This is a genomic window from Spirochaetota bacterium (assembly GCA_004297825.1).
GTDB lineage: Bacteria > Spirochaetota > UBA4802 > UBA4802 > UBA5368 > FW300-bin19.
The window spans coordinates 35,737-61,431 of sequence record SCSX01000055.1; the positions used below are offsets into that span (position 1 = coordinate 35,737).

Sequence of the window (25,695 nt, forward strand, 5' to 3'; positions counted from 1 at the left end):
GCGTTCATTAGCGGTTCACTATTATTCCTCAACGAGCCCATACTTGATCGCGTATTTCGCCAGGTCGACGGATTTGTGGATATCGAGCTTCTTCATGATATTGGCGCGGTGTACCTTCACCGTGTTCTCCGAGAGAAACAAGGTAGATGCGATCTGTGCGCCCGATTTTCCCTCAGCGATGAGCTTGAGTATCTCGCGCTCCCGGTTCGACAGGATAACGCCGGGGGCGTCCGCGTCCGCGCGCCGGGGGGGTGTTCCCGCGCGCCCCGGAAGTACCCCCGCGATGAGACGGGGACTCAGGTAGACGTTTCCACGGAGCACCTCGGAAATCGCGCGCAGCAGATCGTCCCCCGCGCTGTCTTTCAGCACGTAGCCGTGAACGCCGTGGTCCAGGAGCTCGCGCACATACTCCTCGTTGTCATGCCGCGAAAGCATGATGATCTTCACGCCGGGGCAGTACTTGAGAAGCCTGCGCGCGACCTCGATCCCGGTCATGGAGGGCATCGAAATATCGAGTATCGCGACGTCCGGTTTGGTCCGCTCGATCATCTCGTACGCCTCGCGGCCGTCGCCGCTCTCCCCGACGATCTCGTAGCCCGGTATCCCGGACAGGATATACCCCAGGCCTTCGCGCATGATCGCATGGTCGTCGGCGAGGAACAGTTTAATCTTTTTCATGCCCCATCCACCGGTATCGTCACTGAAATTTCCGTGCCTTCCCCGCCGGACTGCACCTTCAAAATTCCCTTCATGGCCTCCGCGCGGTACCTGATATTTGCGATACCCGATCCCGATGTCGTTCCGGGGGGGGAGTCGGGATCGAATCCGCTCCCGTTGTCCTCAATGTGCAGCACGATCGCGTCCCCCGCAGGAAGAGATTTCAATTCAATTTTAGCGTGATCGGCCCCGGAATGCCGGAGGATATTGGTAAATACCTCCTGGACGATCCGGAAAATATTCACCTCCAGGTCATGGGGGAGCTTCGGGGTCAGTCCCAGCTCAAGTGACACATTCACGCCGTGAGTCTCGAGCAGATTTTTCGCGTACCACCGCACGGCCACCTCCAGGCCCAGGTCCCTGAGTATCGAGGGGTAAAGATTCGTATAGACCTCGCGCAGCTCCTCGCTCGCCTTGTCGATGAATTGCATGCCCCGCTCGAACCGGTCCCGGAATTTGCGCGGGTTTTTACGGTAGGAGCTGAAATTCAGCTTTGCCGCCAGAATCGTCTGTCCTATTCCGTCATGAAGGTCGCGTGCAACGCGCTGTCGCTCGCTCTCCTGCGAGCGCATGATTTCGACTGAAAGTCTCCTTATCTCCTCCTCGGCCGTGGTGCGCGCCGTGACATCGAGCGCAATCCCTTCCATGCCCAGGTATTCCGCCCGGCGGTTATGCACGGGGTAAAGGTAATGCTCGGTATGAATGACCGAGCCGTCGCGCCGTATAAAGCGAATGCGGAGCGGACTCACGAGGGCCCGCCTCCCCTCGAACGTATCCAACAGCAGCGCGCGATCGTCGGGATGCACGAGTCTCAGGGCGAGGCCGGGATCGGAATAATGTTCCTCGGCGGTGTATCCGGTGAGCATGATAACCGCCGGGCTTAGGTAATCAAATTTCCCGGGGGGCTTGACATGATACTGGTAGATTATGGCCGGAGAATTCTCCGCGAGGCGGCTGAACCTGCGCTCGCTCTCAAGAAGCCGTTTTTCCATCTCGGCGCGCGCGAGCGCGGTCTCCATACAGACCTCGAGCTCGATCGAGCGGACGGGTTTTAACAGGTATCCGTAGGAGCCGGATGCCTTGACCCTGGTGAGTGTTTTTTCATCCGAATGCGCCGTCATGAGAATAAACGGCGAGCCGCAATCTTCCCGAATGGACATGGCCGTCTCGATACCGTCACCGCCCCCGGCAAGGGCGATGTCCATGAGGACGAGATCCGGCCTGCTTTCACGCGATATCTCGACGGCCTCGGTCGCCGCGCCCACACACGCCGCCACCTCGTATCCGCTCTTAAGGCACATCCGTCGAATTTCTTCGGCGACGATCGCTTCATCTTCCACTATGAGTATGGAGGGGGCCTGCATAATCATATTGAATTAATTATTCATGAATCCGATCCGGAGTCAACCCTAATAATGGCAAACGGCGCCGGCGATCAAAAAGGAATTGACATGAGGTCCGGAACATCCCATTCCGTGAAGCACGTTACCCATGTCGGTGCCCGGTTAATGAAAATTAAAAAGTACTTCCCTCGGGGGGCGATGCGCCTCCCCCGCCCATCCCTCAACGGGGCTCACCGTTGAAATCGAGCCGGGCACTCATCGCCGTCATCGCGCCCCCGGCGCTGCTCACCCTCGCGGCCGCATTCCTGTTCGCGCTTCTCCCCGGGGAATCCCGGCCGGGGCATGTCTTTACCGGCGCCCCCCCCGCGCGCATAATCTCGCTCTCGCCCTCGGTAACGCGCATGATCGCCGACCTCGGGCGCGCCCAATCCATTGTGGGGGTTACCGCGTTCGACCGCCCGCCCCATGCCGGGGCCCGGTTTATCGGCACCTATATTGCGCCCGACGCGGAAAGCATCCTGGGCCTTCGGCCCGATATCATCGTCATCTCATCGTACGACGCCGCCGTGCAGAACACCGCCCGCCTGGGGCTTACCGGCGTTCCGGTCCACTCCTTTCCGCGTGTGCGCTCCCGCGCCGATATATACAGGGGCTACCGGGAACTGGCGTCCCTGATGGACCGTTCCGCCCTGGCGGAAGCGAAGCTGGCGGAGTACGACCTCTTGATCGAATCGGCGCCGCGCCCGGCGGGAAAACCGCGCGTAGGGATTTTCATCGCGCACGAACCGCTCGTCGCCGCGGGCGGGGGCTCGTTCATAGACGGAATCATCCGGGACGCGGGCTGCGAAAATTCATTCGGGCGCCTGGACGCGCCCTACCCCATCGTCTCCCGCGAATACCTGGTCGCATTGCGCATCGACGTCGTCATCTCGATCATGGAGGGCGCCCCCGAGTTTTTCCGCGGCCTGTTCGCCCAGGCCCCCGGACCCGGGCCCCTGAAAAACGATTGCATTTATTCAATCGACCCGGACCTGATATGCTTTTACACGCCGGGCGATTACGCCCGCGCGGTGAACGATATCGCGAGGCTCAGCGCCGGGGCGTGCTCGAATGAAACCCGCTGAAAAAACCATCCTGACCGCCGCCCTCATCGCCGTTTCCGGGGCGGCGGTGGTGCTGTCCCTGTCACTGGGGAGCACCTTCATCTCCCCGTACGCGCTCATCCAGGCCCTCGGGGGCGACAGGGATTCCATCGAGTTCATCATCCTCACGAAGCTCAGGCTTCCCCGGCTTTTCATGGCGCTGGCGGTGGGGGCGTCACTCGCGGTAAGCGGCGCCCTTTACCAGTCACTCCTCCGGAACCCTCTCGCGGACCCCTACACCATAGGCGTCTCGGGGGGAGCGTCGCTGGGGGCAACCGTGGCGATTGTCGCGTCGCTCTCCGCGGCGTGGGTCGTGTTCGCCGCGTTCACGGGCGCGATCGCCGTAATCGCCGCGGTGTACCTGCTCGCCCGAAGGCTTCGCATGGGCAACACGCCCCTCATCCTGGGAGGCATCGCCCTCTCCTTTATTTTTTCGTCGGCGGTGATGCTCCTGTTCTCGGTGAGCCGCGCGGAACAGGTCCACCGCGCGCTCATGTGGCTCATGGGTGACCTTGGCATCGCGCGTTATGCGATACTTCTTCCGGGATCCCTTCTCGCGCTCGCCCTGGCCGTCCTCTCCTGGGCGCACGCGCGCCAGCTCGACATCCTCTCGTTCGGCGAGTCCTTCGCGAAGGGACTGGGCGTGAGCCGCGCGGAGATCGTGCGCATCTTCTGGATAGGCTCCATGCTGGCCGCCGTTTCGGTCGCGCTCGCGGGGGTGATCGGCTTTGTGGGACTTATCGTCCCCCACGTGGTACGGCTGGTATCCGGGCCGGGACACCGGAGGCTGCTTCCCTACTCGGCGCTTGCCGGCGGCGCCTTCCTCGCCCTCGCCGACGCCGCCGGGCGCGCGATCGTGCCCCCCTACGAGATCCCCGCCGGCGTGATCACGGGGTTTTTCGGCGGAATCTTTTTCCTGGGGCTGCTCCTCGCGAGAGGGAGGGACGCGGCATGAAGCTTTTCGAGACTAAGGGGCTCTCCGCCTCGTACGGCACGGGCACGGTAATCAGCGCGCTCAGCCTGTCGATCGAGGAGGGAGGGTTCACGGCGCTCATCGGCCCCAACGGCGCGGGAAAAAGCACGCTGCTGAAAATGCTCTCGGGAATCCTGGCGCCCTCGGCCGGGGACCTGCTGTTTCGCGGAAAGGCGCTCTCCGCATGGGGAGCGCGCGAATTCGCGCGCGAGGTCGCGGTGGTCCACCAGTTCGTTGAAAACCTCCTTCCCTTCAGCGTCGAGGAATTTGTCCGTATGGGGCGTTTCCCCCATCGTTCCCCGTGGCTGTTAGACGATACGCAGGACAGGATCCACGCATTATCGGCGATCGAAACCTCGGGCATCGCCCATCTCGCGCGCCGCCCCATGACCGGGCTTTCGGGCGGGGAGCGCCAGCTCGCGTTCATCGCGCGCGCCCTCGCGCAGGGCTCGCCGGTGATCCTGCTCGACGAACCGGTAACGCACCTGGATATCCGTCACGCGGCACAGGTCATGGATCTCCTGCACGCCCGCGCCTCCCAGGGCACCACCGTGATCGCGGCGCTCCATGACATCAACATGGCGTCGGACTATTGCGACAGGATTATCGCGCTCAGGGAGGGGGCGCTGTTCGCCCAGGGCGCCCCGCGCGAGGTGGTGCGCTACGACCTGATCGAGACATTATTCGATACAGTGTGCGTCGTCTTCGACAATCCCATGACGCACAAACCGTATACGTTTCCCGTGCCGGAATATTTGAAATCCAGGTAATGCAGGGGAGCGCCCGCCATTGCGCCGGATTTTATCTCTTGACACGTTTTCCCCGGCCGTAGTATAAAAGCGCCATTCACCATTTGCCATGGTTTTCGACAGCTATCTAATATTTAAACTTCTCGCACTCGTCGTTTTTGGGGCAATTCTCGGCTTTCTCTCCGCCGTCCCCATAGGCGCCGTGCAGCTCGAGGTCGCCAAAAAGGCGCTTAACGGCCATTTAAAGCCGGCGATCGCCGTCGCGTTCGGCTCCGCGACCTCCGACCTCATCTACGGCATACTTACACTGTTCGGGTTCGGACAGTTCCTCTTCCACCAGGACTTCCAGATATTCATTTATATACTGGGGATCGGCGTGCTTCTCTTCATCATCTACCGGACCTGGGAGGAATACAAGCACCACGTCCACCACAGGCACACGTATCCGCTCGTATATAAGAAGAGGATCTCCTTTTTTACCGGGTTTACCATCGCGATCACCAATCCCGGGATTATCATCTGGTGGATCATAGGCTTCCGCATGTTTCTCGACTTCAAGTTATTCCAGGATGTGGGCCCCGTCATAAAAACGATCTTCATACTGTCGGCGTGCGGGGGGCTTGGAGGCTACCTCATCTTCCTGGCGATTCTATTGAGCAAGGTCAAAAAATTTATCCCGGATCATCTGTTCGCACGGATGCATATCGCGCTCATAATTCTACTCGTGATCGTCATCGGTTTTTTCATTTTCAAGCTCTACGGGAACATCTTTCATTTCAACGGAGATATGGTCTCCTTCCTCTAGGCCCATCCTGCTTCGTTTCACCTTCGTTTCAGTTCATTAACCGTATTCTGCCACCCGGCTTTCCGACTTTCATTCCATTATCCATTCCAGTCTGCCGAACCCGTCTATCTCATCGATCCCCTCCTCTTCCGTCCCCCGTGTTTCCATGGATTTTTATGCCCCCGGAAAAAAATTTTTTATTTGCCTCATGCCGTACGTATAAAAATCAGCAGCAAGGCACTAAAAACATCGGGGGGAGGATACGCATGGCTCGCATCAAATTCGGCGGTCTCATCCGTGAAGCGCGCGGATCGTTGGGGGATTTCATCTTTTCAAGCTGGAAGGGAAGCGCCTATGTACGCAGGAAAGCGAGGTGGACACGCCCCGCGACGCCCGCGCAGGCCATACGGCGAATTCGGTTCTCGGGCCTGGTCCGACATTGGCAGGTCATGGGCGACGCGGAGCGTGCACAGTGGAACGCGCGCGCGAAGAGGCGGCGCATGTCGGGCTACAACCTGTTCATCGGGGAAATGATGCGAAAGGGCGGGGAATAAAAACGCCCCGGGACCGTATCGGCCGCCGCCGTGCCGTAGAGACGCGATTAATCGCGTCTCTACGGCACGGCGGCGACGATGGCATCGTCGACGACGGATACGTTCCGGGACGAATATGTGATGACTGTATGCCGGTCTATTCTAGCGGTGCCCCCGTAAACGCGCTCGGCGAGGCCTTTATGACGGCGGTTTCGCCGAACGTAATGGTCTCGATGCGCCCGAAGTATTTCGGGAACTCCATGCCCAGGTAGAACTGCGACGAAAGCACGCGCCCGTTGTAGAACGCCGCCTCGGCGTTGTCCTCCAGGAATTTCTCCCGCTCGGGGCCCTTGAGGTCGCCCACGAGCGCCTTCATTTTCGGGATACTCACGGTGAGGCTCTCGATATGGAGCCAGGCCAGGGCCAGCATGAACATCGCCTGCTGCAGCGGGGTCGCGTTCATGAAGAGGTGGAGGAATTTGCCCTCGCCCATCTGCTTCTTCATCATGTCGATGACCTCATCCAGCTTCGCGATGCCGCGCTCGAGAAGACCAAGATACTTGTCATCGACCGTGCCCTTCGCCTTCGCGATGGTCGCCGCCATGCGCTTTTTCAAGACGGAATAATTATACTGCTCAGGGTTCATTAAAATCTTCCGCATGGTCAGGTCCATCGACTGGATGCCGTTGGTCCCTTCATACACCGCGGTGATTTTTGAATCGCGCATGAACTGTTCCACCGGGTAATCGGCGCAATAGCCGTAGCCGCCAAACACCTGGATGGACTCGGACGCGATGAGCGCGGACATGTCCGTGTTGCCGGCCTTCGCGATGGGTATGAGTATCTCGGCCAATCCCATCGCTTCCTTTTTAGCCTCCTCGTCGCCCACCTGGTGCGTGTTGATGACATGTCCCAGGTAGTACACGAGCATCCTCATGCCCTCGACGTAGGACTTCATGTAAAGGAGCATGCGCTTGACGTCAGGGTGCTGGATGATGCACACCTTGGGCGCCTCCGGGTTCAGCATCTGGGTGACGTGCACCCCCTGCGCGCGGTTGCGGGCGTAGGTGATGGCGTGCATGTAGGCGGTCGACGATACGGAGAGCCCCTGCATGGCCACCCCCAGGCGCGCCTCGTTCATCATCTGGAACATGATCTTCATACCCTGGCGCTCCTGGCCCAGGAGGTAGCCCACGCAGCTCCCGTTGTCGCCGAACGACAGCGAGCAGGTCGCCGATGCGTGAATGCCCATCTTGTGTTCCGTCCCCGTGCAGACCACATCGTTCCTGGCGCCCGGCGTGCCGTCCTTGTTCACCAGGAATTTGGGCACGATGAATATGGAAATCCCCTTCGTGCCGACCGGGTCGCCCTCGACGCGCGCGAGCACCGGGTGGATGATATTCTCGTAGACGTCGTTTTCCCCCGCGGTGATGAAAATCTTCTGCCCGGATACGCGGTACGTCCCGTCGGCCTGTTTCACGGCCTTTGTCTTGAGGTTACCCACATCGGAACCGGCCTCCGGCTCGGTGAGACACATGGTACCGCCCCATACCCCTGAAAGCATTTTTTCCAGGTAGGTATCCTTTTGCTCCGGGGTCCCGAACGTGTGAATGAGCATGGCGGCCCCGTGCGTGAGGCCGGGATACATGGTAAACGCGAGGCTCGCGGAGGTAAAGATGTCGCTCGCGGCGAGGGCAAGGCTCACGGGCATGTTCATGCCGCCCAGCTCGGGGTCTTCCGCCATGGCCATGAAACCGGCCTCGTGGTAGGCCTTGAGCCCCGGCTTGAAGGGCTCCGGCACCGTCACCTTCTTGGTCGCGGGGTCGTATTTTACCCCGATCTTATCCGCAAGGGCGTTCGCGGGATACACCTGCTCCACGGCGATTTTCTCCGCGAGCGCGAGCACCTCTTCCATGGTGCCCCTGTCCAGGTCGCCGTACTTGGGATACTTGTTGAGCTTGTCGATTTCGAGCATTTCAAAAAGGATAAATCGCACGTCCCTCGAATCGAGGAGTTTGTTGAGAGCCATTTGAGACCTCCTGAAGTGTGGTAGAGTATGGTAGATCGGTCCGGAGCGTACGGCAGCCATGCCTTCCGTGCCGTGAGGCGCGCCGCGCCTCACCTGACACCTGAGTCCAATGCGTGTAAAATTTCAACTACATTAATCCGATGTGCATATTTTCTATACAAAAATCAAGCATATATTGACAGATAGTTCCTGGTAATGGCGGGGAAACCGGGCGGGCGTTAGGTATTGCCCTTTGCCGCACCCTGAGGCGGGCTTAACGCGGCAGACGGCGCCCCTCGCGGACCGGCACACGATGAGCGGGGCGGCAATTGGCGGCGTGATGCGCCCCCGCGCGTGCGATTGCCGCGGGGGCGGAAGCGAGAATGCCGTTATTTATAGAACGCCTGGATGTCCTTGAGAACCTGGAGTGTCGCCTCGTCGTTCTTTTCCATCGTGCGGCGGTACCAGAAGGTAAGCTGCTTGTAGTTTTCCCAGTTGCATATTTCGCCGGCCTTGTCGCTTACTTCCTGGCTCGGCTTGGGGCACGCCTTGACGAGCGCCGCCATGTGCGTCTTGTAATTTGCGCTCTCCCTGTAGGTGACCGCGGCGTCGACGTCGTATTTGAGCAGCTCTTCGTACTTGGCCTTGGGCAGGAGGGCCATGAGCGCGTCCTTGTTTTCGGCCCAGAGCTGCGCGATGCGGGCGCCGTCGCGGTTCGCGAACGCGCCGGCGAACTTGCCCTTGTCCTTCTTCGTGAGGCCCGCCTCTTTCGCGGCCTGGCCGCTCTTGTCGGTGACCACGTAGGAATACGAGTTATTTTTTTCGTCGGTCACGGTATACTGGTAGGCCCGCAGCATCATCACGTAATCGGCCTGTTTCGACAGGAAAAACTTGAGGGCGTCAACGGTGGCGTCATCCTTGGCCTCGATTTTCGCCTTGGCCTTGGCTTTCGCCTTGTCCTTGTCCTTCGCGACGGTCACGCCCGCGGCGACCGCGATAATGAGCAGAGCCAATAATAGCTTCTTCATCTTGAATCCTCCTTTCAATTGAGGGATTTTTCCCGCACCACGCGGGGAGATTTACGCACACCCTGATTCAACGGGGCGCAGTATACGGCCGGCGCCGATTAAAGTCAAACACTTGTGGTATCGGGGGGAAGACCGCCCCGTGAAGGCGCGGAAACGCTTCCGCGCCTTCACGGGGCGCATTTCCGAGGGACCCTTGGATTCGGCCTTCCCCGCGGGGAAGGCCGAATCCGCAGTTGGGCACTATCGGCCGAGCATTCCGTTTTTACAGGATTCCTGGACCGGGTTGGGTCCCAGCCAGATCGCGTACAGCGCCTTTTTGAACCCAAGCCCCGGGATGGTGCCAAAGAATTTCGCCGCCCCGCCGGCGGGCTGCAGGCTCGCCGCCAGTCCGGAGGCCGGGTCGTAGCTCAGGTACACGTAATCGCCCTTTTTCATCTCGACATCCCCGAACAGGCTCAGGAACGCCTCGGCCTGGTCGGTGGCGTATCCAGCCCCCGCGGCCTTCTCGAAGCCCTCGCGTATGGCCTTGAAAAAACGGTCGCGCGTGAGCATACCCGAATCGATGAGAAGCACCACCGACATGGGCGCGTCCGCTTCGAGTATCTCGGTCCCGTCCTTGCCCTTGAGCGTATCGGGCACGTACAGGAATGCGTAATACACCGAGCCGAGCATGAATATGCTCCTGGAGCCGGTCCCGTTCAGCACCATTTCCTTACCGCCCACCGAAAATGCGAAGGCCGCGGACACGAGGCACGCGACCGCCACCGCGATGAGGAGCGTCCTGGATGCGAATTTCTTCATATCGTCTTCTCCTTAAAATGAATATAGTAAGTCCCTGGAACAGCTTAGACATTGACCCTATACCCGCCCGTTCACAGAACCGCACGGGCGGAATCGGCGCGAATAGTCCATTGCACGATGCGGATGACCGGGGGTATCTTGTCGAACGCAGGGGGTCCGATATTAAAACCCGCCGCGTCGAAACCGCCGTCCGGTGTATCGGCGCCCCCCTCTTCTCCGGACAGGTCACGGATGACGCAAACGCCACGATGGAATGTTATATGACACATCGCGTATTGTCAAGCCCGCGTTTCGGCGCGCCGGCGCGCCTGACGGCCCAAAATACTCCTTGTCATATTCGTCGCGGGGGCTATACTGCGCCCCGTTTCGAACTCGCCGCGTCCAGGAGGCCTTCATGAACACACGAACCACATGCGTATGCCGGACCGCGCGGACGATCGCGCTCGCGGCCGCGCTCCTCGCCGCGGGCCTTTCGTGCGGGAAAAAGGACCCGGGCGTGTTTTCGGGAAAGGACGGGAGCTTCGCCGTCAAATTTCCCCCGGGGTGGGAACTGCGGGAACACGAGAGCGGCGTCGCGGTCATCGCCTCGGACACGGCCTCGCAGTCCCTGTTCCGCCCCAACGCGATCGTCGCGACGGAAACCGTCCCCGAAACCCAGGGCCTCCGGGCCTACCTTAACGTCAACATGGAGAGCATTAAATCCGTCCTGACCGGCTTCACGGTGATGGGCGAAACGGAGACCATGTCGGGCGGCGCGCACGCGATCCGGTCGGAATACACCTACACATTGGGGCCCGCGAAGATACACGTGACGGCGCTGTACGTGATTAAGGGCAGAAGGGCGTTCGTCCTGAACTGTTCCGGCATGGACGACGACTATGAAGTCCTGAAACCCGTGTTCGAGGGGATCGTTTCCAGCTTCGTCCCGGATTAAAAATTCCCCACCCGCGCATTTTATTCTTGAACGGGCGGACCCCCCTCCTTACCCTGCGGCTGGACACATTCCAGCAATTTCATGGAGGCTTTTATGCTGCACCAGCGGATCGAGGACGATATCCTCATACTCACCATAGAGAACGGCAGGGACAATTCGCTTACGCACGAATTTTTCACCGGTCTTAAAAGCGCGATCGACCAGGCGAACAACAACCCCTCGCCCAAGGGCATCATCATCACCGGTTCCGGAAAGTTCTTTTCGTCCGGGTTCAACCTCCCCCTGTTCCTTTCCTTCAAGACCCCCAAAGAGGTCGCCGACTTTTTCAGGGATATCGAGGAGCCGGGCATGCTCGACCTGTTCATGTGCAAGAAACCCGTGATCGCCGCGCTGAACGGCCACACGGTCGCGGGCGGCCTCATTATCGCGATGGCGTGCGATTACAAGATCGCCACCCCCAATCCCAAGGCGAAATACGGCATGAGTGAAATCAAGATTGGACTGCCGCTCGCGGTCACCCAGGGCGAAATCGTCCGCTTCGGGATGGACAGCGACCGCAATTACCGAGACCTCATCTACTTCGGCCAGATGCTCGACGTGAACAGGGCGAGGGAGATAGGCGTCGTGGACGAGATCGTCGAGGAGGCCGAGCTCATCAACCGCGCGAAACAGCTCGTGTCCCTGTGGATCGACAACCCGGGACGCGCCTTCTCGCGCCTCAAGTACCTTCTGCGCCGGCCCCTCCACGAGCGCATGGAAAAGATGATAAAGGAGTACGACTGGGAAGACGGCCTCAAGTGCTTCTTCCAGGATGACGTGCGCAAGACCCTGGAGTTCGTCCAGATGGCGATGTCCAAGTAAGGACAGCGTCCGGAATGAATCTCAGAAAGGCGGGATGGAAGCTCTTCTCTCTCCGGCAGGACGAGTACGGGTTCGCCATTCCGCTCTTCATGCTCTATTTTTTCTCCGGCTGCTTTTATTCGCTGGGCCAGATATTCACAGAGACCCTGTTTCTTAAAACGTACGGCGCTCAGGGGCTCTCCCGCTTCTTCGTCTACAATGGCATCGCCCTCATCCTGAGCGGGACGCTGTATAACCTCCTGCTCCTCAAGATTTCCATGCGGCGCGGATATTTTCTCCTTATCGCGCTCGCCACGGGGATCATCGCCCTCGCGTCCCGGTACGCGCACACGGAATACCGGTGGTACGTCTTCTCCCTCTACCTCGCAAACTACCTGTTCACCTTTTTCCTGGACATGCACTTTTTCAATTTCATTTACCAGTACATGACCCTGCGCAATTCGAAGCGCATCCTGCCCTTCCTCATGGGCGGGGGAAAGCTGGGCGGGATAGCGGCGAGCGCCCTGTGCTTCACCATCTTCGCCAGGGACATTTCCCTGTACGGGTTCTACATGTGGGCCGCCAGCGGGGCGCTCCTGGCGATCCCCGTCCTCCTGCTCCGGAAGCGCGCCGCCGCCGCGGGCGCGGCGCCCAGGGCCGGCGGGCGCGAGCTCCTGCCCGACCTGCGCATCTTCGAACGGTTTGCGCGGAAGATAAAGCTGTCCTACTCGTCCCCGATCTTCACCTGGTCGCTCCTGGTCGTATTCGTCATGTCCATCGTGAACCAGGTTTCCGAGTACTATTTCGCGCACATCTTCAACGCGGTTTTTGAAACGAAGCAGGAACTCGCGCGCTTCCTGGCGGTCTATACCTTTTCCGCCGACCTGGTCACGCTGCTCCTCCAGCTCTTCCTGGTATCCCGGCTCATCAAGCGCGCCGGCGTGCAGGCCTCGAATTATTTCTACCCGGGGTCCTTCCTGGCGTTCATAACCCTCGCGATCGTCTCCCCCGGAATACTCGCGGGCGTCGCGCTCCGGTTTTTCAGGAAGAACCTGGGCCTCCTGTTCCGCGTGCCCGTGTTCAATATCATCATGGCGGCATCGCCGCGCGACCGCATCACCGAGGTGAAGTCCTTCCTCACCGGCATCGTGAGCCCGCTGGGCATGGTCGCCGGGGGGGGAATCCTGCTTCTTATCTATAAAAAGCTTCCCGCGGAACAGGGATACGCCCTGGCGATCGTCACGGGCTGCGCGTTCGTCGCCCTCACCTTTTTCCAGAACCGGGCGTATCGGAAAACCCTGAAAAAACGCCTCTCGCTCGATCTGGCCGCGGGGGCCCGCAACCCCGAGTACGCGAGCTACGAGTCGCTCGCGCGCCACGGCGTCGCCGACGGCCGCTCCGTCAGGATTATGGAGGCGTTCTTTCACGCCGCTCCCTCCCTGGACCTGCTGAACCACCTTGCGCCGCACTTCCCGTCCCTTTCCCGGAGGAGCAAGGAGCTCATGTTCGGGCTCCTGGAAGGCAGCCGGTACGAAGGCGCGGACGCGCTCGCCGCCGCCGCCCTGGCCGACCCCGACCCCCTGGTGAGGAGCCTTGGCCTGGGTCATGCCCGCGGACTCGCTTTCACGCAACGGGAAAAGCTCCTGGCGGGGTATGCCCCGGAATCCGCCGCGGAGCGCTTTGCCCGTGCGCTCCTGCTCTCCCGTCCGGGGGATGACGGGACCGGTACCCGCGACGCGGATTCGCGCGCACTTGCCGCGCTGACCGAAATAGGGGGCGGCGTCCTTTCGGGTGCGCTGCCCCCCGAGGAATTCGTCCTGCTCGCCCAGGCGCTCCCCCCGGTCTACGCGACCACGGGGCTCCTGGGGCTCGCGAAGGCGACGGGCGACGGCCTGTTCCTCACACAGCTCGCCGTGCGTGCGGAGCTCCTGGACCGGGCGCAGGCGCGCCGCATCCTGTACCGGTACCGCCACGCGCCGTTTGGCGAGCTCGCGGCATTCATCACGCGCGCCGACAGCCTCACCGAAATCGATCGCGCCATCCTCCTGGATTACCGGGCCGCCATACCCTTCGAGCACATGACCGCGATCTTCCGGTTCGACGAAAAGACGCGCGACCTGATCCTGAAGCGCCTCCTGGAAACGAGGAGCTTTCCGCAAAAGTCCAATTATCTCAACTACCTGACGAGCCTCGAGGTGAAGCCGGTCCGCGCGATGGAGGCCTTCCTCGATTACGAGATAGACAAGACCCTGTACCTGCACCGGCTCAGGGACGCCTTTCTCGCGGCAGTGCCGCAGGCGTACCGGGACTCCATACCCGTCAGGTTTACCGCGGACGTGTTCGATTCCTTCAGGGATTTACACAAGCATCTCGTGCTCAAGTGCCTGGCGGTGCTCACGGGCGTCGACATGGAAGAGGTATACGATTCCAACCTGCTCCTGAAAGACAGGGACCTCAACAACTACATCCTGGAATACATCGAATCGTCGGGGAAGGTTGCGCGCCGCGCCCTGGCCTTGCTTGAAAGGGAGGAGACCGCCCCCGCCCCGGGCGAAAGCCTGAGCTGCGCGGATGCCTCCGAAATAGCCGCAGCGCTCGCTTCACTGTCGGGATATTTCGCGCCCCACCTCGCCCGCCCCCTGCGGGCCTGCGCGGGCGCGATCAGGGCATATATATGCGACGGCCCGGCAGGGCCGGGCGGGGAGGAACAGGAAATGCTGTCACTGGTCGAGAAAATGGTCTTCCTGAAGGAGAACACCCTTTTCAGGGAGCTTCAGATGGACGAACTGTTCCACATAGCCCAGATCACGGGTGAGATGGACCTCCCCCGGGACAAGGATCTCATCCGTGAGGGAACCATGGGGGACGAGCTCTATATTCTTGCCGAGGGCGAGGTGGAAGTCTATACGAGGGGCAAATCGCTCGCCAAACTGGGGCCGGGCAGCTGTATCGGCGAGCTTTCCATCATCGATACGGAGCCAAGGAGCGCCAGCGCGCGTACCACGAAGAAATCGCGGCTCCTCTTCATCCAGCGCAGGGACTTCCTCCTCACCCTTCGGGACAATCCCGCCATATCCATCAACATCATGCAGGTTATCGCCCAGCGGCTGAGAAAGATGATTGCGTCATAAGGCCCGCGCCCTTACCATCCGATAATAAAAAAAACGCGGGAGGCGGGACGGTCCGCTCCCCGGCCGGCATCTGCGCGCCCCGGGCGCCTTTTCATGAGAAAGCGATAATGCGATGAGGAATTCCAGAAATACACGTAAAATCATCATACGAGCCTGCGCGGCCCTCGCGGCACTGTGCATCTGTCTCTTGACCCCGGGGGCCGTGAGCGCCGACGAGGAGGCAAAGCCGGTCGACCCGCTCGACCAGCTCTTCGAGGTGCAGAAAAAAGCGCAGGAGGCGCAGCAAAACTTTCTTCAAGAGCTCGCCGCGCGCGAATGGTACCGGCAGAAGAAGGACGAACAGCTCGAAAAGCGCGAGGCAAGCAGCGAGGCCGATCTCTCTTCCTTCAAGAAGAGCGCGAGTGAGGAGATAGAATCCGTGCTGGTCCTCCTGGGCGAGGCTCCACTCGGGGAAAAGAAGGCGCTCTACGGCCCAGTCTTCATCAGCGACAAGCAGGGGATTTTCGGCTCCGATACCGATTTCTCATTCAAATGGGTGGGCTATAAGCTCTCAATGGGATTCAAGCATAAAAAGACTCCCTGGAGCCGCACGACCCTGAGCGAAACCGTCGTGGGTTCGTTCCTCTACGCGAGCGGCACCAATATCGGTTTCGCGGGGGGAAAAGCCGTTGAAGAGCGCCGCTTCTACACGAACTACGGATCGGAGATCGTGTCCCTCAAGGTGCAGACGCCTTACAGGACGGCCGTCACCTTCTCGCTGGACTCGCGGCAGTACTTCTTCGTGAAGCGCGATGCGCCCGAAGATTTCAACATGCCCGACAATCACGTGAATGTCTTTCCCCGGATCGATCTCGCCCTGGAGCAGCTCAAGGAAAAGGGAATCGACCAGCTCACCCACGGCGTGGGACTCGAGGGCTGGGCGGGCTATGGAATACGCAGCAAGTGGGAACCGTGGGGCGAGCCCGGTGAACACCAGAGCGGCTCGTTCGCGCGCACCTTCTGGATCTACTCGGGCACCCTGACCCTGGGGTGGCTGGGAGCGAGCGACCAAAACCTCGTGCTGCGCGCGCGCTACAAGGGGGGCGACGACAACGACTTTCTCACGCGGCCCCGGTTCGGCGGCTCGATCGACAACGCCAAGATCGACGTCGTCCACGGCACGACAGTGGACCAGTTCCGGGTCGAAAGCTTCGCGCTCGTGAACGGGCGGTTCAGCTTCAATATCTTCTCGCGCCTGCGGATGAACCTGTTTCTCGACTACGCGCGCATTATCGCGCCCGACGGGCAGGACGTTGCGGGCGCGGGCTACGGGTTCCGCCTGCTCGCCTGGGGCGGGCTTCCCATCTGGATAGCCCATGGCGTTTCGAAGCGCTATTTTTCCGACAGCAAAATTCCCGAACAGGTTGTCACCTTCATGACCGCCGCGGGGTGGTAAGAAAAAGGCTTGACTATTGGCCTTCGCGGCGGCGAGCATGAGGGTCACTACCGTGCGATTCACCGCACGGAGGAGTATCGGACCATCCCCCGTCCCGGGGCGCATTTCCGGGTCTGGATCGATCAAGAGGCATCGGGGGCCGATACGCCGGCCGGATTTTCCGGTGACCCCCGGCACACGATACGGCGGCGCGGCGATTACAACGATAAAGGTACGGATATGAACGTAATAGAAGGCAAACTGGACGCGACGGGATTACGTTTCGCGATAGTCGTCTCGCGGTTCAACGAATTCATAACGCAGAAGCTCCTCGGGGGCGCGCTCGACTGCCTCAGGCGCAACAACGCCGCCGAGGACGCCATCACCCTGGTGTGGGTCCCGGGATCCTTCGAGATACCGGCCGCCGCGAAGGCGCTCGCCGAACAGAAAAAACACGACGCTGTGATATGCCTGGGCGCGGTGATCCGGGGCGCGACCCCGCACTTCGACTTTGTCGCCTCCGAGGTATCCAAGGGTGTGGCGCAGATAGGGCTCGCGGCGCGCATGCCCGTAATCTACGGCGTGCTCACCACGGACTCGATCGAGCAGGCCATAGAGCGCGCGGGCACCAAGTCCGGGAACAAGGGATTCGACGCCGCGATGGCCGCTATCGAAATGGCCAACCTTTTCCGACAATTAGCTTAATGGGACACCGGCGCAAGGCACGCGAGTACGCGCTTCAGGCGCTGTACATGTATGAAACGGTGCGGACCGACGTCGAAGAGCTCGCCGATCTTAAATGGGTCGACCGGGACATCCCGGACGATATTCGCGAATTCTCCGTTTCGCTCATCCGCGGATCGCTGGAAAACCTCGAGACGATCGACGGGCTCATCATACGGCATTCGAAGAACTGGAAATTCGAGCGCCTGAGCGCGGTGGATAAATCCATTCTCAGGATCTCCATCTACGCGCTCCTGTACGTTCCCGACATACCCGTGATCGTTACCATCGACGAGGGGATAGAGCTCGGCAAGCTGTACGGCGGGGAAAGCTCGGGGCAGTTTATCAACGGCATTCTTGACGCGATAAAGAGAACGGAGCTGAAACGGGAGGACGCGCACGAGCGTGAGCCCAACGGGAAAAAGTAGGTTTACCATGGCGCCGGACGATCCCGGGGACGACCTGATCGATCCCGCCGATATCCGGAGAAACCGCATCAACCTCTCGCCGGAGGAGCGTCGGCGGAGGCTCAAACCCGCCATCATCGTCGCGGGCGTCACGCTGCTGGCGGTGGGCGCCATTCTCCTGGTCACCGCGGTGATCAAGAAGCCCCAGCTTTTCTCTCCCAAAGACAAGGACAAGCGCGTATCCGACGACGCCGTGTTCTCGGGCGGCGATAAAGCCGAGCTGCCCGACGGGCGCTACGAGAACACGAACCTGCGCCGCGGGATCGAGAGCTATCGCAAGGGCTATTTCAAGGATGCACTCGCGGAATTCTCCGAGGCCGTTGAGTCCGACGCGAGCGACGAGGAAAAGGCCGTCGCCCTCACCTACTCCGGCATTATCTACGACGAGAAGGGCGAGGCGGCGAAGGCGATTGAGCTTTACAACCGCGCGATCCGGTACGACCGCAAGAATCCCCTCATCTACCGGAACCTCGCGCTCGCCTACCGGCACAAGAAGGACTACGAGAAGGCGGGCGAGGCGGCCGAAAAGGCCGTGGACGCGGACTCGAAGAGCGTGAAGAACCGGATACTGCTGGGAAACATCCAGTTCGAGAAGGGCAACTTCAAGGACGCCGCGAAGGAATTCGAAACGGTACTCGACATGGAGTCGGACAACCCGGCGGCGCTGTACAACCTGGGGATGACGCTTTTCAAGAAGGGAGACGAGGCCTCCGCGATCGAGTATTTCAAGCGCGCCGGGACCGCCGACCGTATCGGCGAAATCGCGCGGCTCGCGTATGGAAAGCTGGGCGTGATCTACACCGAGCGCCGCGACTACGACCAGGCCGAAAAGTTCCTCTCCCTCGCGACGAATATCGCCCCGAAGGACCCCGTGAATCACTACAACCTGGGCATCGTGTACTTCAAGCAGAAGAAGGACGCCGAGGCCCTCCGCGAGTTCCTCAAGGCGGAGGAGCTGGGCAAGGACGACGCGAACGTCCTCGAGGGACTGGGAGAGGCCTATCTGTCCCTCCGCGAATACGACAAGAGCCTGGACGCGTACAACAAGCTGCTGACCACCAACCGGCGCAACGTGAAGATCCTCTCGCGCATCGCCGAGGTCTATTATGAAAAAGGCGAGCTCGACCGCGCCTACGATTTTTATCACAGGATCACGACCTACGAGCCCGCATCCGAGAACGCGCGGATCGCCTACCTAAACATGGGCAACATCCTGGACGATACGCAGCGCTACCGTGAGGCGATAGAGGCGTACCAGAGGGCGCTCGCTATCAGCCCCAAGGACGACGCGGCCCTCTTCAACCTGGGGATCGCGTACAAGCACGCCAAAAAGCCCGAGCTCGCGATCGAAACCTGGCGCAAGGCCGCCGATCTGAACCCCGAAAACCCGCAGCCGCTGCTCGCGCTCGCCGATTACTATTATGAGAACAACCATTACGACCTCGCGATGGACGAGTACCAGCGGATACTCCGCCGATGGCCGGATTTACAGGACGCGCATTTCACCCTCGCGACCGTGTATTACAAGCGGGGCCAGAACGAGTACGCGATCGAGGAGTACAAGCGGGTGATCGAGATCAACGACCGGAACGACTACGCGCGCAAGGCGTATATCAACCTGGGAATCCTGGAGTCCGGTTCGCCCAAGGGCGGCGAGGCGGGCATGGAGAAGGCGCAGAACTACATCCAGAAGGCGCTCGTCATGAAGCCCAACGACGCCGAGGCGCTGCTTTCCCTGGGGATGATGTACATGAAAAAGGAGATGTACGACCGCGCGATCGACACCTTCCTGCAGGCGCAGCGCGCGACGAACGACCCGAAGATATCCGCCGAGACCAACAACAACATAGGAAAAAGCTACTATAAGATGGGGAAGTTCAAGAAAGCGCTCCAGGCGTTCACCCGCGGGATCGAGGACGATCCCACCAATGAGGAACTGCGCATGAACCGCAGGGTCGCGATGCAGGCCTACGAAAACGAGGTGCAGCGGCGCTGACGGCGTTCACAGGACTGTAACCGCGTCCCGGAATGCATTCCCCCGGCTTTTTCGAGCATCCACCGGTACCGTGATGACTCACTGCGCAATCTGCCAGGCTCCCCCGGCGGATAAATCCCGTCCCAGGCCCGCAGCCTGAATATCTTGTTTTTATTAACAGAATAAATGCGGATTGGCTTGACAAACCGGGAAACAAATTTTGATATGATATAATGTTGTGATTTCGTTCGCCGTGTTTTAAAGACGCGGCGGAGGTAACTATAACTCCCTCGTTGTTTCAGCATCATCGCGCATCGCATTACAGGAAGGTCGTCCCCTGGGTCTTTCGTGTGCCCGGACCAGGAGCCGGCCGACGTATTCGATGCGCCCGCGCACCGGTCCCGGGTATTTATAACGGCATGCCCTCGACCGAAATCATGGTTTAAGGATCTGAAATTCACGTGCACAGGCCGGCAGACCTTATCGTTTCCCGCTACCCGGCGTGCGTGTCATGGATTTCGTTCGGACGGCAGATTTGCGTGTCCCCTGTTCCGCCCATAGTCACACGCCGACACCGCGTATTCCAGCGGCTTCGGAGAAAATTACATAGAGGAGCACCTACATGGAGACTATTCAGCTTACCATTGACGGCAGGGAGGTGACCGGAAAGCGCGGACAAACAATCCTGGAAATTGCGCGGGCGAATAGCATCGATATCCCTCACCTGTGCTATCATCCCCGGGTCAGTAAGACCGGAGCGTGCAGGGTGTGTCTCGTTCGCGTAAACGATTCCATGCTCAAGGCGTCCTGCACCGAGCCGGCGACGAACGGACTCAAGGTCGACACCGACGACGCCGAAATCACCGAAATACGCAGGGGCATACTCGGGCTCCTTCTCGCCGAAGGGGACCACAACTGCCTTTACTGCGAAGCCAACGGGGACTGCGCGCTCCAGGGGCTCTGCTTCCGATACGACGTCGCCCCGCCGCAGCGGGAATTCCCCCGAAACGACCGGGTGACCGATACGACCTCGAGCCAGGGACTGCGGCGCGACGAGAATCGCTGCATCCTGTGCGGCCGGTGCGTCAAGGCATGCGGCGAGATACAAATGAGTAACATCTGGAATTTCGCCGGACGAGGCTCACATGCGCACCTCACCTCCGGAATGTTCGATACGCTGGGCGATTCCGGCTGTGTCCAGTGCGGTAACTGCGTCCAGCTCTGTCCCACCGGCGCGCTGTCGTTCCAGACGGTGCTGGGACGCGGGCAGGCGTGGGAGCTGCAGAAGGAATCGAGTATCTGCATCTACTGCGGCGTGGGATGCAAGATCGATTTCTATACCAACCGCGAGGGAACGCTGGTCAAGGCGATGGGCAATGAAACCGGGCCCAACGAAGGACACCTGTGCGTGAAGGGCCGCTTCGGGTTCGATTTTGTGCAGGGCGACAAACGCCTCACGAAACCGCTCATAAAGAAAAACGGGAAGCTGGAAGAAGCCGAATGGGACGAAGCGCTCGACCTGGTCGCATCCAGGTTCTCCGGCATCAAGGCGGAAAGCGGCCCCGATTCGATCATGGCCTTCTCGTCCGCGAAATGCACCAACGAGGAAAACTACCTGCTTCAGAAATTCATGCGCGCGGTGATCGGTACGAACAACGTCGACCACTGCGCGCGGCTTTGACACAGCTCCACGGTCGCCGGTCTGGCGGCAACACTCGGTTCCGGAGCGATGACGAACTCGATCAGGGAGATACCCCTCACGGAGGCCTTCCTGGTAATAGGATCGAACACCACGGAAAACCATCCCGTGATAGGATCCATGATAAAGCAGCAGGTGATCAGCCACGGCAAGAAGCTCGTGGTTGCGGACCCCAGGGAGATCGATCTCGCGAAATACGCGGACGTCTTTCTCCAGATCAAGCCGGGAACCAATATCGCCATCCTGAACGGGCTCGCCCACGTGGCGCTGAAGGAAGGCCTTTACGATAAGGAATACGTCCAATCCCGCTGCGAGGGATTCGATGAGCTTTCCAAAACGCTCGAGAAATACACGCCCGAGCACGTCGCCTCGATCTGCGGACTTGAAGATCCTTCGCTCATCGTGAAGGCGGCGCGGATCCTCGCGCAGGCGAAGCCCATGGCGCTGTACTACTGCATGGGCGTTACGCAGTTCAAGTCGGGGGTCAACGGGGTCAAGTGCTGCGCGAACCTCCAGATGCTTCTGGGTAATATCGGTGTCCCGGGCGGCGGGGTCAATCCGCTCCGCGGGCAGAACAATGTACAGGGCGCCTGCGACATGGGGGCGCTCAACGCCGTGTATCCCGCCTACCAGCCGGTCGCGAACGAGGCCAACAGGGAGAAGTTCCAGAAGGCCTGGCAGGCCGCGTTCGATCTTTCCCTGAAGCCGGGCCTCACCATCGTGGAATCGCTCAATGCGGCCATCGCCGGCAGCGTCAAGGCGCTCTACGTGATGGGGGAGAACCCGGTCGTATCGGACCCCAATCAACACCACGTCATCGAGGCGCTTGAAAAACTGGACTTCCTCGTGGTGCAGGACATCGTGCTGACCGAAACGGCCCGCTATGCGGACGTGGTGCTTCCCGGACTCGCCTTTCTCGAAAAGGAGGGAACGATAAGCAATACCGAGCGCCGCGTACAGCTCATGCACAAGGTCGTCCGGCCCGCGGGCGACAGCAGGGACGACTGGTGGATCATTACACAGATCGCGAATCGCATGGGGGCGACCTGGAACTACGGGAGCGCACGCGAGATATTCGAGGAGGTTCGCGCGGTCACCCCGTCGTACGCCGGGATAACCTATGAACGCATCGACAGGGAGCTCATTCAGTGGCCCTGCCCCACCGAGGGCCATCCCGGGACCCAGTTCCTTCATAAAGATAAGTTCACGCGGGGTCTGGGACTCCTTTCCGCGATCGATTTTGCGCCCCCGGCCGAGGATGTGGACCCGGAATACCCGGTCATCCTCACCACCGGGCGCATCCTCGAGCATTTCCACACCGGCACCATGAGCCGTAATTCCGTCGTGCTCACGGGTATCGTGAACGAGGCCTTCGTCGAGGTGCATCCCATTGACGCGAGCAATTACAATATCGTCGACGGGGAGGTCATCTCGGTCTCTACGCGGCGCGGGAGCCTGCGTATCAAAGCGAAGGTGAGCACGCGCCCGAAGCCGAACGTGGTGTTCGTGCCGTTCCATTTCGCAGAGGCGGCGGCCAACGCGCTGACCATAGACGCACTGGACCCAACCTGCAAGATCCCGGAGTTCAAGGTGTGCGCCTGCAAAATTGAAAAGGTCAACGCATAGGGGGACGAATGAAAACCGATACGATTAAAACGGCCGTTGAAAAATACGGGAACGCCAGGGAGCACCTGATGCTCATCCTTCGCGAACTGGAAACGAAATCGGGCAAAAACATGCTCGAACCCGCGGTACTCAGGCAGGTCGCGGAACTCATGAGGCTTCCCGAGAGCAGTATGGCGGGATTCGTGGATTTTTATACAATGTTCAAGACGAAGCCCCGCGCGAAATTTGTGATCCGCGCGTGCAAATCGGGACCGTGCCACGTGATGGGCTCCATGAACGTCTTCGACGCGGTGAAGAAGAAGCTCGGGATCGGTCCGGGCGAGGCGACGAAGGACGGGCTATTCTTCATGGAGGCATGCGAGTGCCTGGGGGTGTGTTCGGTAGCGCCGGCCATGATGGTGAACTACGACATCCACGGCAACCTGACCCCGAAACGGATCTCGTCCCTACTTGATTCGTACAAAAAAAAGAAACCATCTCTTTCCGAGGAGTGCGGTCCGGAGGTCGAAGGCAAAGCCTGCATCATCGCGGAACCGAAACAGACAAAGCGGCTTCTGGAAAATGTGGGAGTAATCAATCCACGAAAGATAGAGAGCTATATCGAGCACGGCGGCTACCAGGCGCTTAAGAAAACGCTCGCCATGCCGCCGTCAGGCGTTATCGACGCGGTCAAGGACTCGGGCCTGCGCGGCCGCGGCGGGGCGGGCTTCCCGGCCGGGATGAAGTGGTCGTTCGTGGCGAAAGGCCCCATGCAGAAATATGTGATCTGCAACGCGGACGAAGGCGAGCCCGGGACGTTCAAGGACCGCATCCTCATGGAAGAAAACCCGCAGGCGCTCCTGGAGGGGATGGCGATATGCGGTTACGCGATTGATGCCTCGATTGGCTATATCTACGTGCGCGGGGAATACCGGCGCTCCATCGAGAGGCTCCAGGGGGCGATAGACCAGGCCAGGGCGAAGGGATACCTTGGCACGGGAATTCTGGGATCCCCGTTCGCGTTCGACGTGTTCATCAAGGAGGGGGGCGGCGCCTACGTGTGCGGCGAGGAGACATCCCTTATCAATTCAATGGGAGGCGAGCGAGGGTATCCGCGCTTCAAACCCCCGTTCCCGGGAGGCGCCGGCTTCATGAACCTTCCCTCGAACGTGAACAACGTCGAGACGCTCATGAGCGTCCCCCTTATAATCGAAAAGGGCGCCGACTGGTACAAGTCTGCGGGACCATCCAACTGCAGCGGGACCAAGCTCTACTGCCTTTCCGGAAAAATGAACCGGACGGGACTGGTGGAGCTTCCCATGGGGGCCACGCTCAGGGAGCTCATCACGGTGCACGGCAAGGGCATGCCGAAAGGCAGCACGTTCAAATTCGCACAGGTGGGCGGCAGCGCCGGAGGCATCCTGGGAAAAGACCTGATGGACCTTCCGCTGGACATAGACCAGCCCATAAAGAGCGGCGTAACACTGGGCTCCGGGGTCGTGCTCGTGTGCGACCAGGACACCTGCGCGGTAGATTTCCTGCTCCAGATTCTTTCGTTCTTCGAGCATGAATCCTGCGGGCAGTGCGTCCCCTGCCGCGTGGGCGCATCGCACATTCACACACTGGCGAAGAAATTTTCGGAGCGCAGGGCACGCGTTGAGGATATCGACCTTATGCTCGACAAGGCTTCGCTCATGAAGAAGGCGTCGCTGTGCGCCCTGGGACAATCGCCCATTATGCCCATTACCACGATACTCAAATACTTCCGCAGGGAATTCGAGAAGCACTGTGATCCCGGATTCGCCTGCGGCGCGTGCGACCGCTCCCTGAAAACCTACTACGGGACCGCGTCGCATTGATGATTAACACTGCGTTCGCTCGATGTAAATCGACGCTATAAACTTTTTTGGAGGAAGTATGAGCAACGAAAATCTGGAATCAAAGAGGTGGTGGATCGCCGCCGCCGCGGTGATCATCCAGCTTTGCCTGGGCACCGTCTACGCATGGTCGGTTTTCAAGAAGCCTCTCATGACCACCCATGGCTGGGGGGAAACCGCCACCCAGCTGACGTTCATCCTGCTGATGGGCATTATCGGGTGCGCTGCCGCGTTCGGCGGCACGCTGGTCGATAAAAAAGGCCCCCGTTTCGTCGCGACGATTGGCGGTCTGCTTTTCGGCACGGGCACCCTCATCGCGGGACTGGGAGACCAGATGGGCAACATCTATGTGCTCTATCTTGGTTTCGGCGTCGTGGCGGCGCTGGGCAACGGCTTCGGCTATGTGACCCCGATCGCGACCCTGATCCGCTGGTTTCCCGATAAACGCGGCCTCGTGACCGGCCTTGCCGTCATGGGCTTCGGAGCGGGAGCGTTCTTCATGGGCCAGATAGCCCCGGCCATGATCAACAGCTTCAAGGTGGTTCAGACCATCGATGGAGTCGAGAAGATCACGAGCTCCGGCGTGGCGACCACGTTCTATATTTGGGGCGTGATTTTCCTGGTGCTGGTGTCCGCCGCCGCACAGATGTTCAAGAATCCCCCGCAGGGATGGCTCCCCGCAGGCTTTACCCCGTCGGCTTCGACGGTATCCGCGGCGGATTCGTTCAAGTTTGGCGAAGCCGTGAAGCGGCCCCAGTGGTGGATGCTCTGGGCGATGCTGTGCCTCAACGTATCCGCGGGACTCGGGCTTATTTCCCAGCTTTCGCCCATCGCGCAGGACCTTTACAAACCCCTGGTGGATGCCTCGATCACCGGCAACGATCTCGTGAAGACGCTGGCGCTCGCCGGCGGCAGCGTGGTCGCCATCTCGGCCATTTTCAACGGATTGGGA

At 60.2% G+C, this 25,695-nt stretch carries 20 protein-coding genes; 15 read left to right on the forward strand and 5 right to left on the reverse strand.

Features of this window, described 5'->3' with window-relative positions; translation table 11 throughout:
- Positions 1–21: 21 nt before the first annotated feature.
- Positions 22–678 carry a response regulator transcription factor gene (locus tag EPN93_11300; protein TAL35031.1) on the reverse strand — a complete coding sequence of 219 codons (657 nt, stop codon included), beginning with the start codon at positions 676–678 and terminating at the stop codon, positions 22–24.
- On the reverse strand, positions 675–2,087 hold the full coding sequence (locus tag EPN93_11305; GenBank protein TAL35032.1) for a response regulator: 1,413 nt from the start codon (positions 2,085–2,087) through the stop codon (positions 675–677). Before EPN93_11305 ends, EPN93_11300 begins: the two co-directional genes overlap by 4 nt.
- A 209-nt stretch (positions 2,088–2,296) precedes the next feature.
- Between EPN93_11305 and EPN93_11310 the strand changes: the two genes are divergently transcribed.
- The 5 genes from EPN93_11310 (at position 2,297) to EPN93_11330 (ending at position 6,262) form a co-directional block, all read left to right on the forward strand.
- Entirely contained in the window at positions 2,297–3,184 is an 888-nt protein-coding gene (locus EPN93_11310) for a hypothetical protein (protein TAL35033.1), read from the forward strand.
- Positions 3,171–4,157, forward strand: a complete 987-nt coding sequence (locus EPN93_11315) for an iron ABC transporter permease (GenBank protein ID TAL35034.1) — start codon at positions 3,171–3,173, stop codon at positions 4,155–4,157. The genes EPN93_11310 and EPN93_11315 overlap by 14 nt, the downstream gene beginning before the upstream one ends.
- Positions 4,154–4,945, forward strand: a complete 792-nt coding sequence (locus tag EPN93_11320) for an ABC transporter ATP-binding protein (GenBank protein ID TAL35035.1) — start codon at positions 4,154–4,156, stop codon at positions 4,943–4,945. Before EPN93_11315 ends, EPN93_11320 begins: the two co-directional genes overlap by 4 nt.
- Before the next feature lie 88 nt (positions 4,946–5,033).
- Positions 5,034–5,729 (forward strand): hypothetical protein, encoded by a 696-nt coding sequence (locus EPN93_11325; GenBank protein TAL35036.1) that lies wholly within the window; start codon positions 5,034–5,036, stop codon positions 5,727–5,729.
- Positions 5,730–5,974: 245 nt separating this feature from the next.
- Complete coding sequence (locus EPN93_11330) at positions 5,975–6,262, forward strand: hypothetical protein (protein TAL35037.1); 288 nt, start codon at positions 5,975–5,977, stop codon at positions 6,260–6,262.
- A gap of 136 nt (positions 6,263–6,398) precedes the next feature.
- Here EPN93_11330 and EPN93_11335 read toward each other — a convergent pair whose 3' ends face one another.
- From EPN93_11335 to EPN93_11345, 3 genes are all read right to left on the reverse strand, one after another.
- Positions 6,399–8,330 carry an acyl-CoA dehydrogenase gene (locus EPN93_11335; GenBank protein TAL35038.1) on the reverse strand — a complete coding sequence of 644 codons (1,932 nt, stop codon included), beginning with the start codon at positions 8,328–8,330 and terminating at the stop codon, positions 6,399–6,401.
- 308 nt (positions 8,331–8,638) lie between these two features.
- Positions 8,639–9,277: a hypothetical protein gene (locus EPN93_11340; protein ID TAL35039.1), complete on the reverse strand. Its 639-nt coding sequence runs from the start codon at positions 9,275–9,277 to the stop codon at positions 8,639–8,641.
- Positions 9,278–9,517: 240 nt separating this feature from the next.
- Entirely contained in the window at positions 9,518–10,078 is a 561-nt protein-coding gene (locus EPN93_11345) for a hypothetical protein (protein ID TAL35040.1), read from the reverse strand.
- Positions 10,079–10,331: 253 nt separating this feature from the next.
- On the opposite strand from EPN93_11345, the gene EPN93_11350 reads away from it, so the two are divergent.
- The 10 genes from EPN93_11350 to EPN93_11395 all read left to right on the forward strand — a co-directional run.
- Positions 10,332–11,012, forward strand: coding sequence for a DUF1795 domain-containing protein (locus EPN93_11350; protein ID TAL35041.1), 681 nt, complete (start codon positions 10,332–10,334; stop codon positions 11,010–11,012).
- 81 nt (positions 11,013–11,093) lie between these two features.
- Complete coding sequence (locus tag EPN93_11355) at positions 11,094–11,873, forward strand: enoyl-CoA hydratase/isomerase family protein (protein ID TAL35042.1); 780 nt, start codon at positions 11,094–11,096, stop codon at positions 11,871–11,873.
- 14 nt (positions 11,874–11,887) lie between these two features.
- Positions 11,888–14,983 (forward strand): cyclic nucleotide-binding domain-containing protein, encoded by a 3,096-nt coding sequence (locus tag EPN93_11360; GenBank protein TAL35043.1) that lies wholly within the window; start codon positions 11,888–11,890, stop codon positions 14,981–14,983.
- 112 nt (positions 14,984–15,095) lie between these two features.
- Positions 15,096–16,418: a hypothetical protein gene (locus EPN93_11365; protein TAL35044.1), complete on the forward strand. Its 1,323-nt coding sequence runs from the start codon at positions 15,096–15,098 to the stop codon at positions 16,416–16,418.
- 219 nt (positions 16,419–16,637) lie between these two features.
- Entirely contained in the window at positions 16,638–17,102 is a 465-nt protein-coding gene (locus tag EPN93_11370; protein TAL35052.1) for a 6,7-dimethyl-8-ribityllumazine synthase, read from the forward strand.
- Positions 17,102–17,548, forward strand: a complete 447-nt coding sequence (gene nusB / locus EPN93_11375; protein TAL35045.1) for a transcription antitermination factor NusB — start codon at positions 17,102–17,104, stop codon at positions 17,546–17,548. Before EPN93_11370 ends, nusB begins: the two co-directional genes overlap by 1 nt.
- Entirely contained in the window at positions 17,526–19,583 is a 2,058-nt protein-coding gene (locus tag EPN93_11380; protein TAL35046.1) for a tetratricopeptide repeat protein, read from the forward strand. Before nusB ends, EPN93_11380 begins: the two co-directional genes overlap by 23 nt.
- A gap of 601 nt (positions 19,584–20,184) precedes the next feature.
- The gene (locus EPN93_11385) at positions 20,185–22,887 is read left to right on the forward strand and encodes a formate dehydrogenase subunit alpha (GenBank protein ID TAL35047.1); all 2,703 of its coding nucleotides are present in this window, start codon (positions 20,185–20,187) and stop codon (positions 22,885–22,887) included.
- An 8-nt stretch (positions 22,888–22,895) separates the two neighbouring features.
- Entirely contained in the window at positions 22,896–24,725 is a 1,830-nt protein-coding gene (locus EPN93_11390; protein ID TAL35048.1) for an NADH-quinone oxidoreductase subunit NuoF, read from the forward strand.
- Between the two features lie 58 nt (positions 24,726–24,783).
- Positions 24,784–25,695 (forward strand): MFS transporter (locus EPN93_11395; protein TAL35049.1); only part of this gene is annotated, 912 nt, incomplete at its 3' end.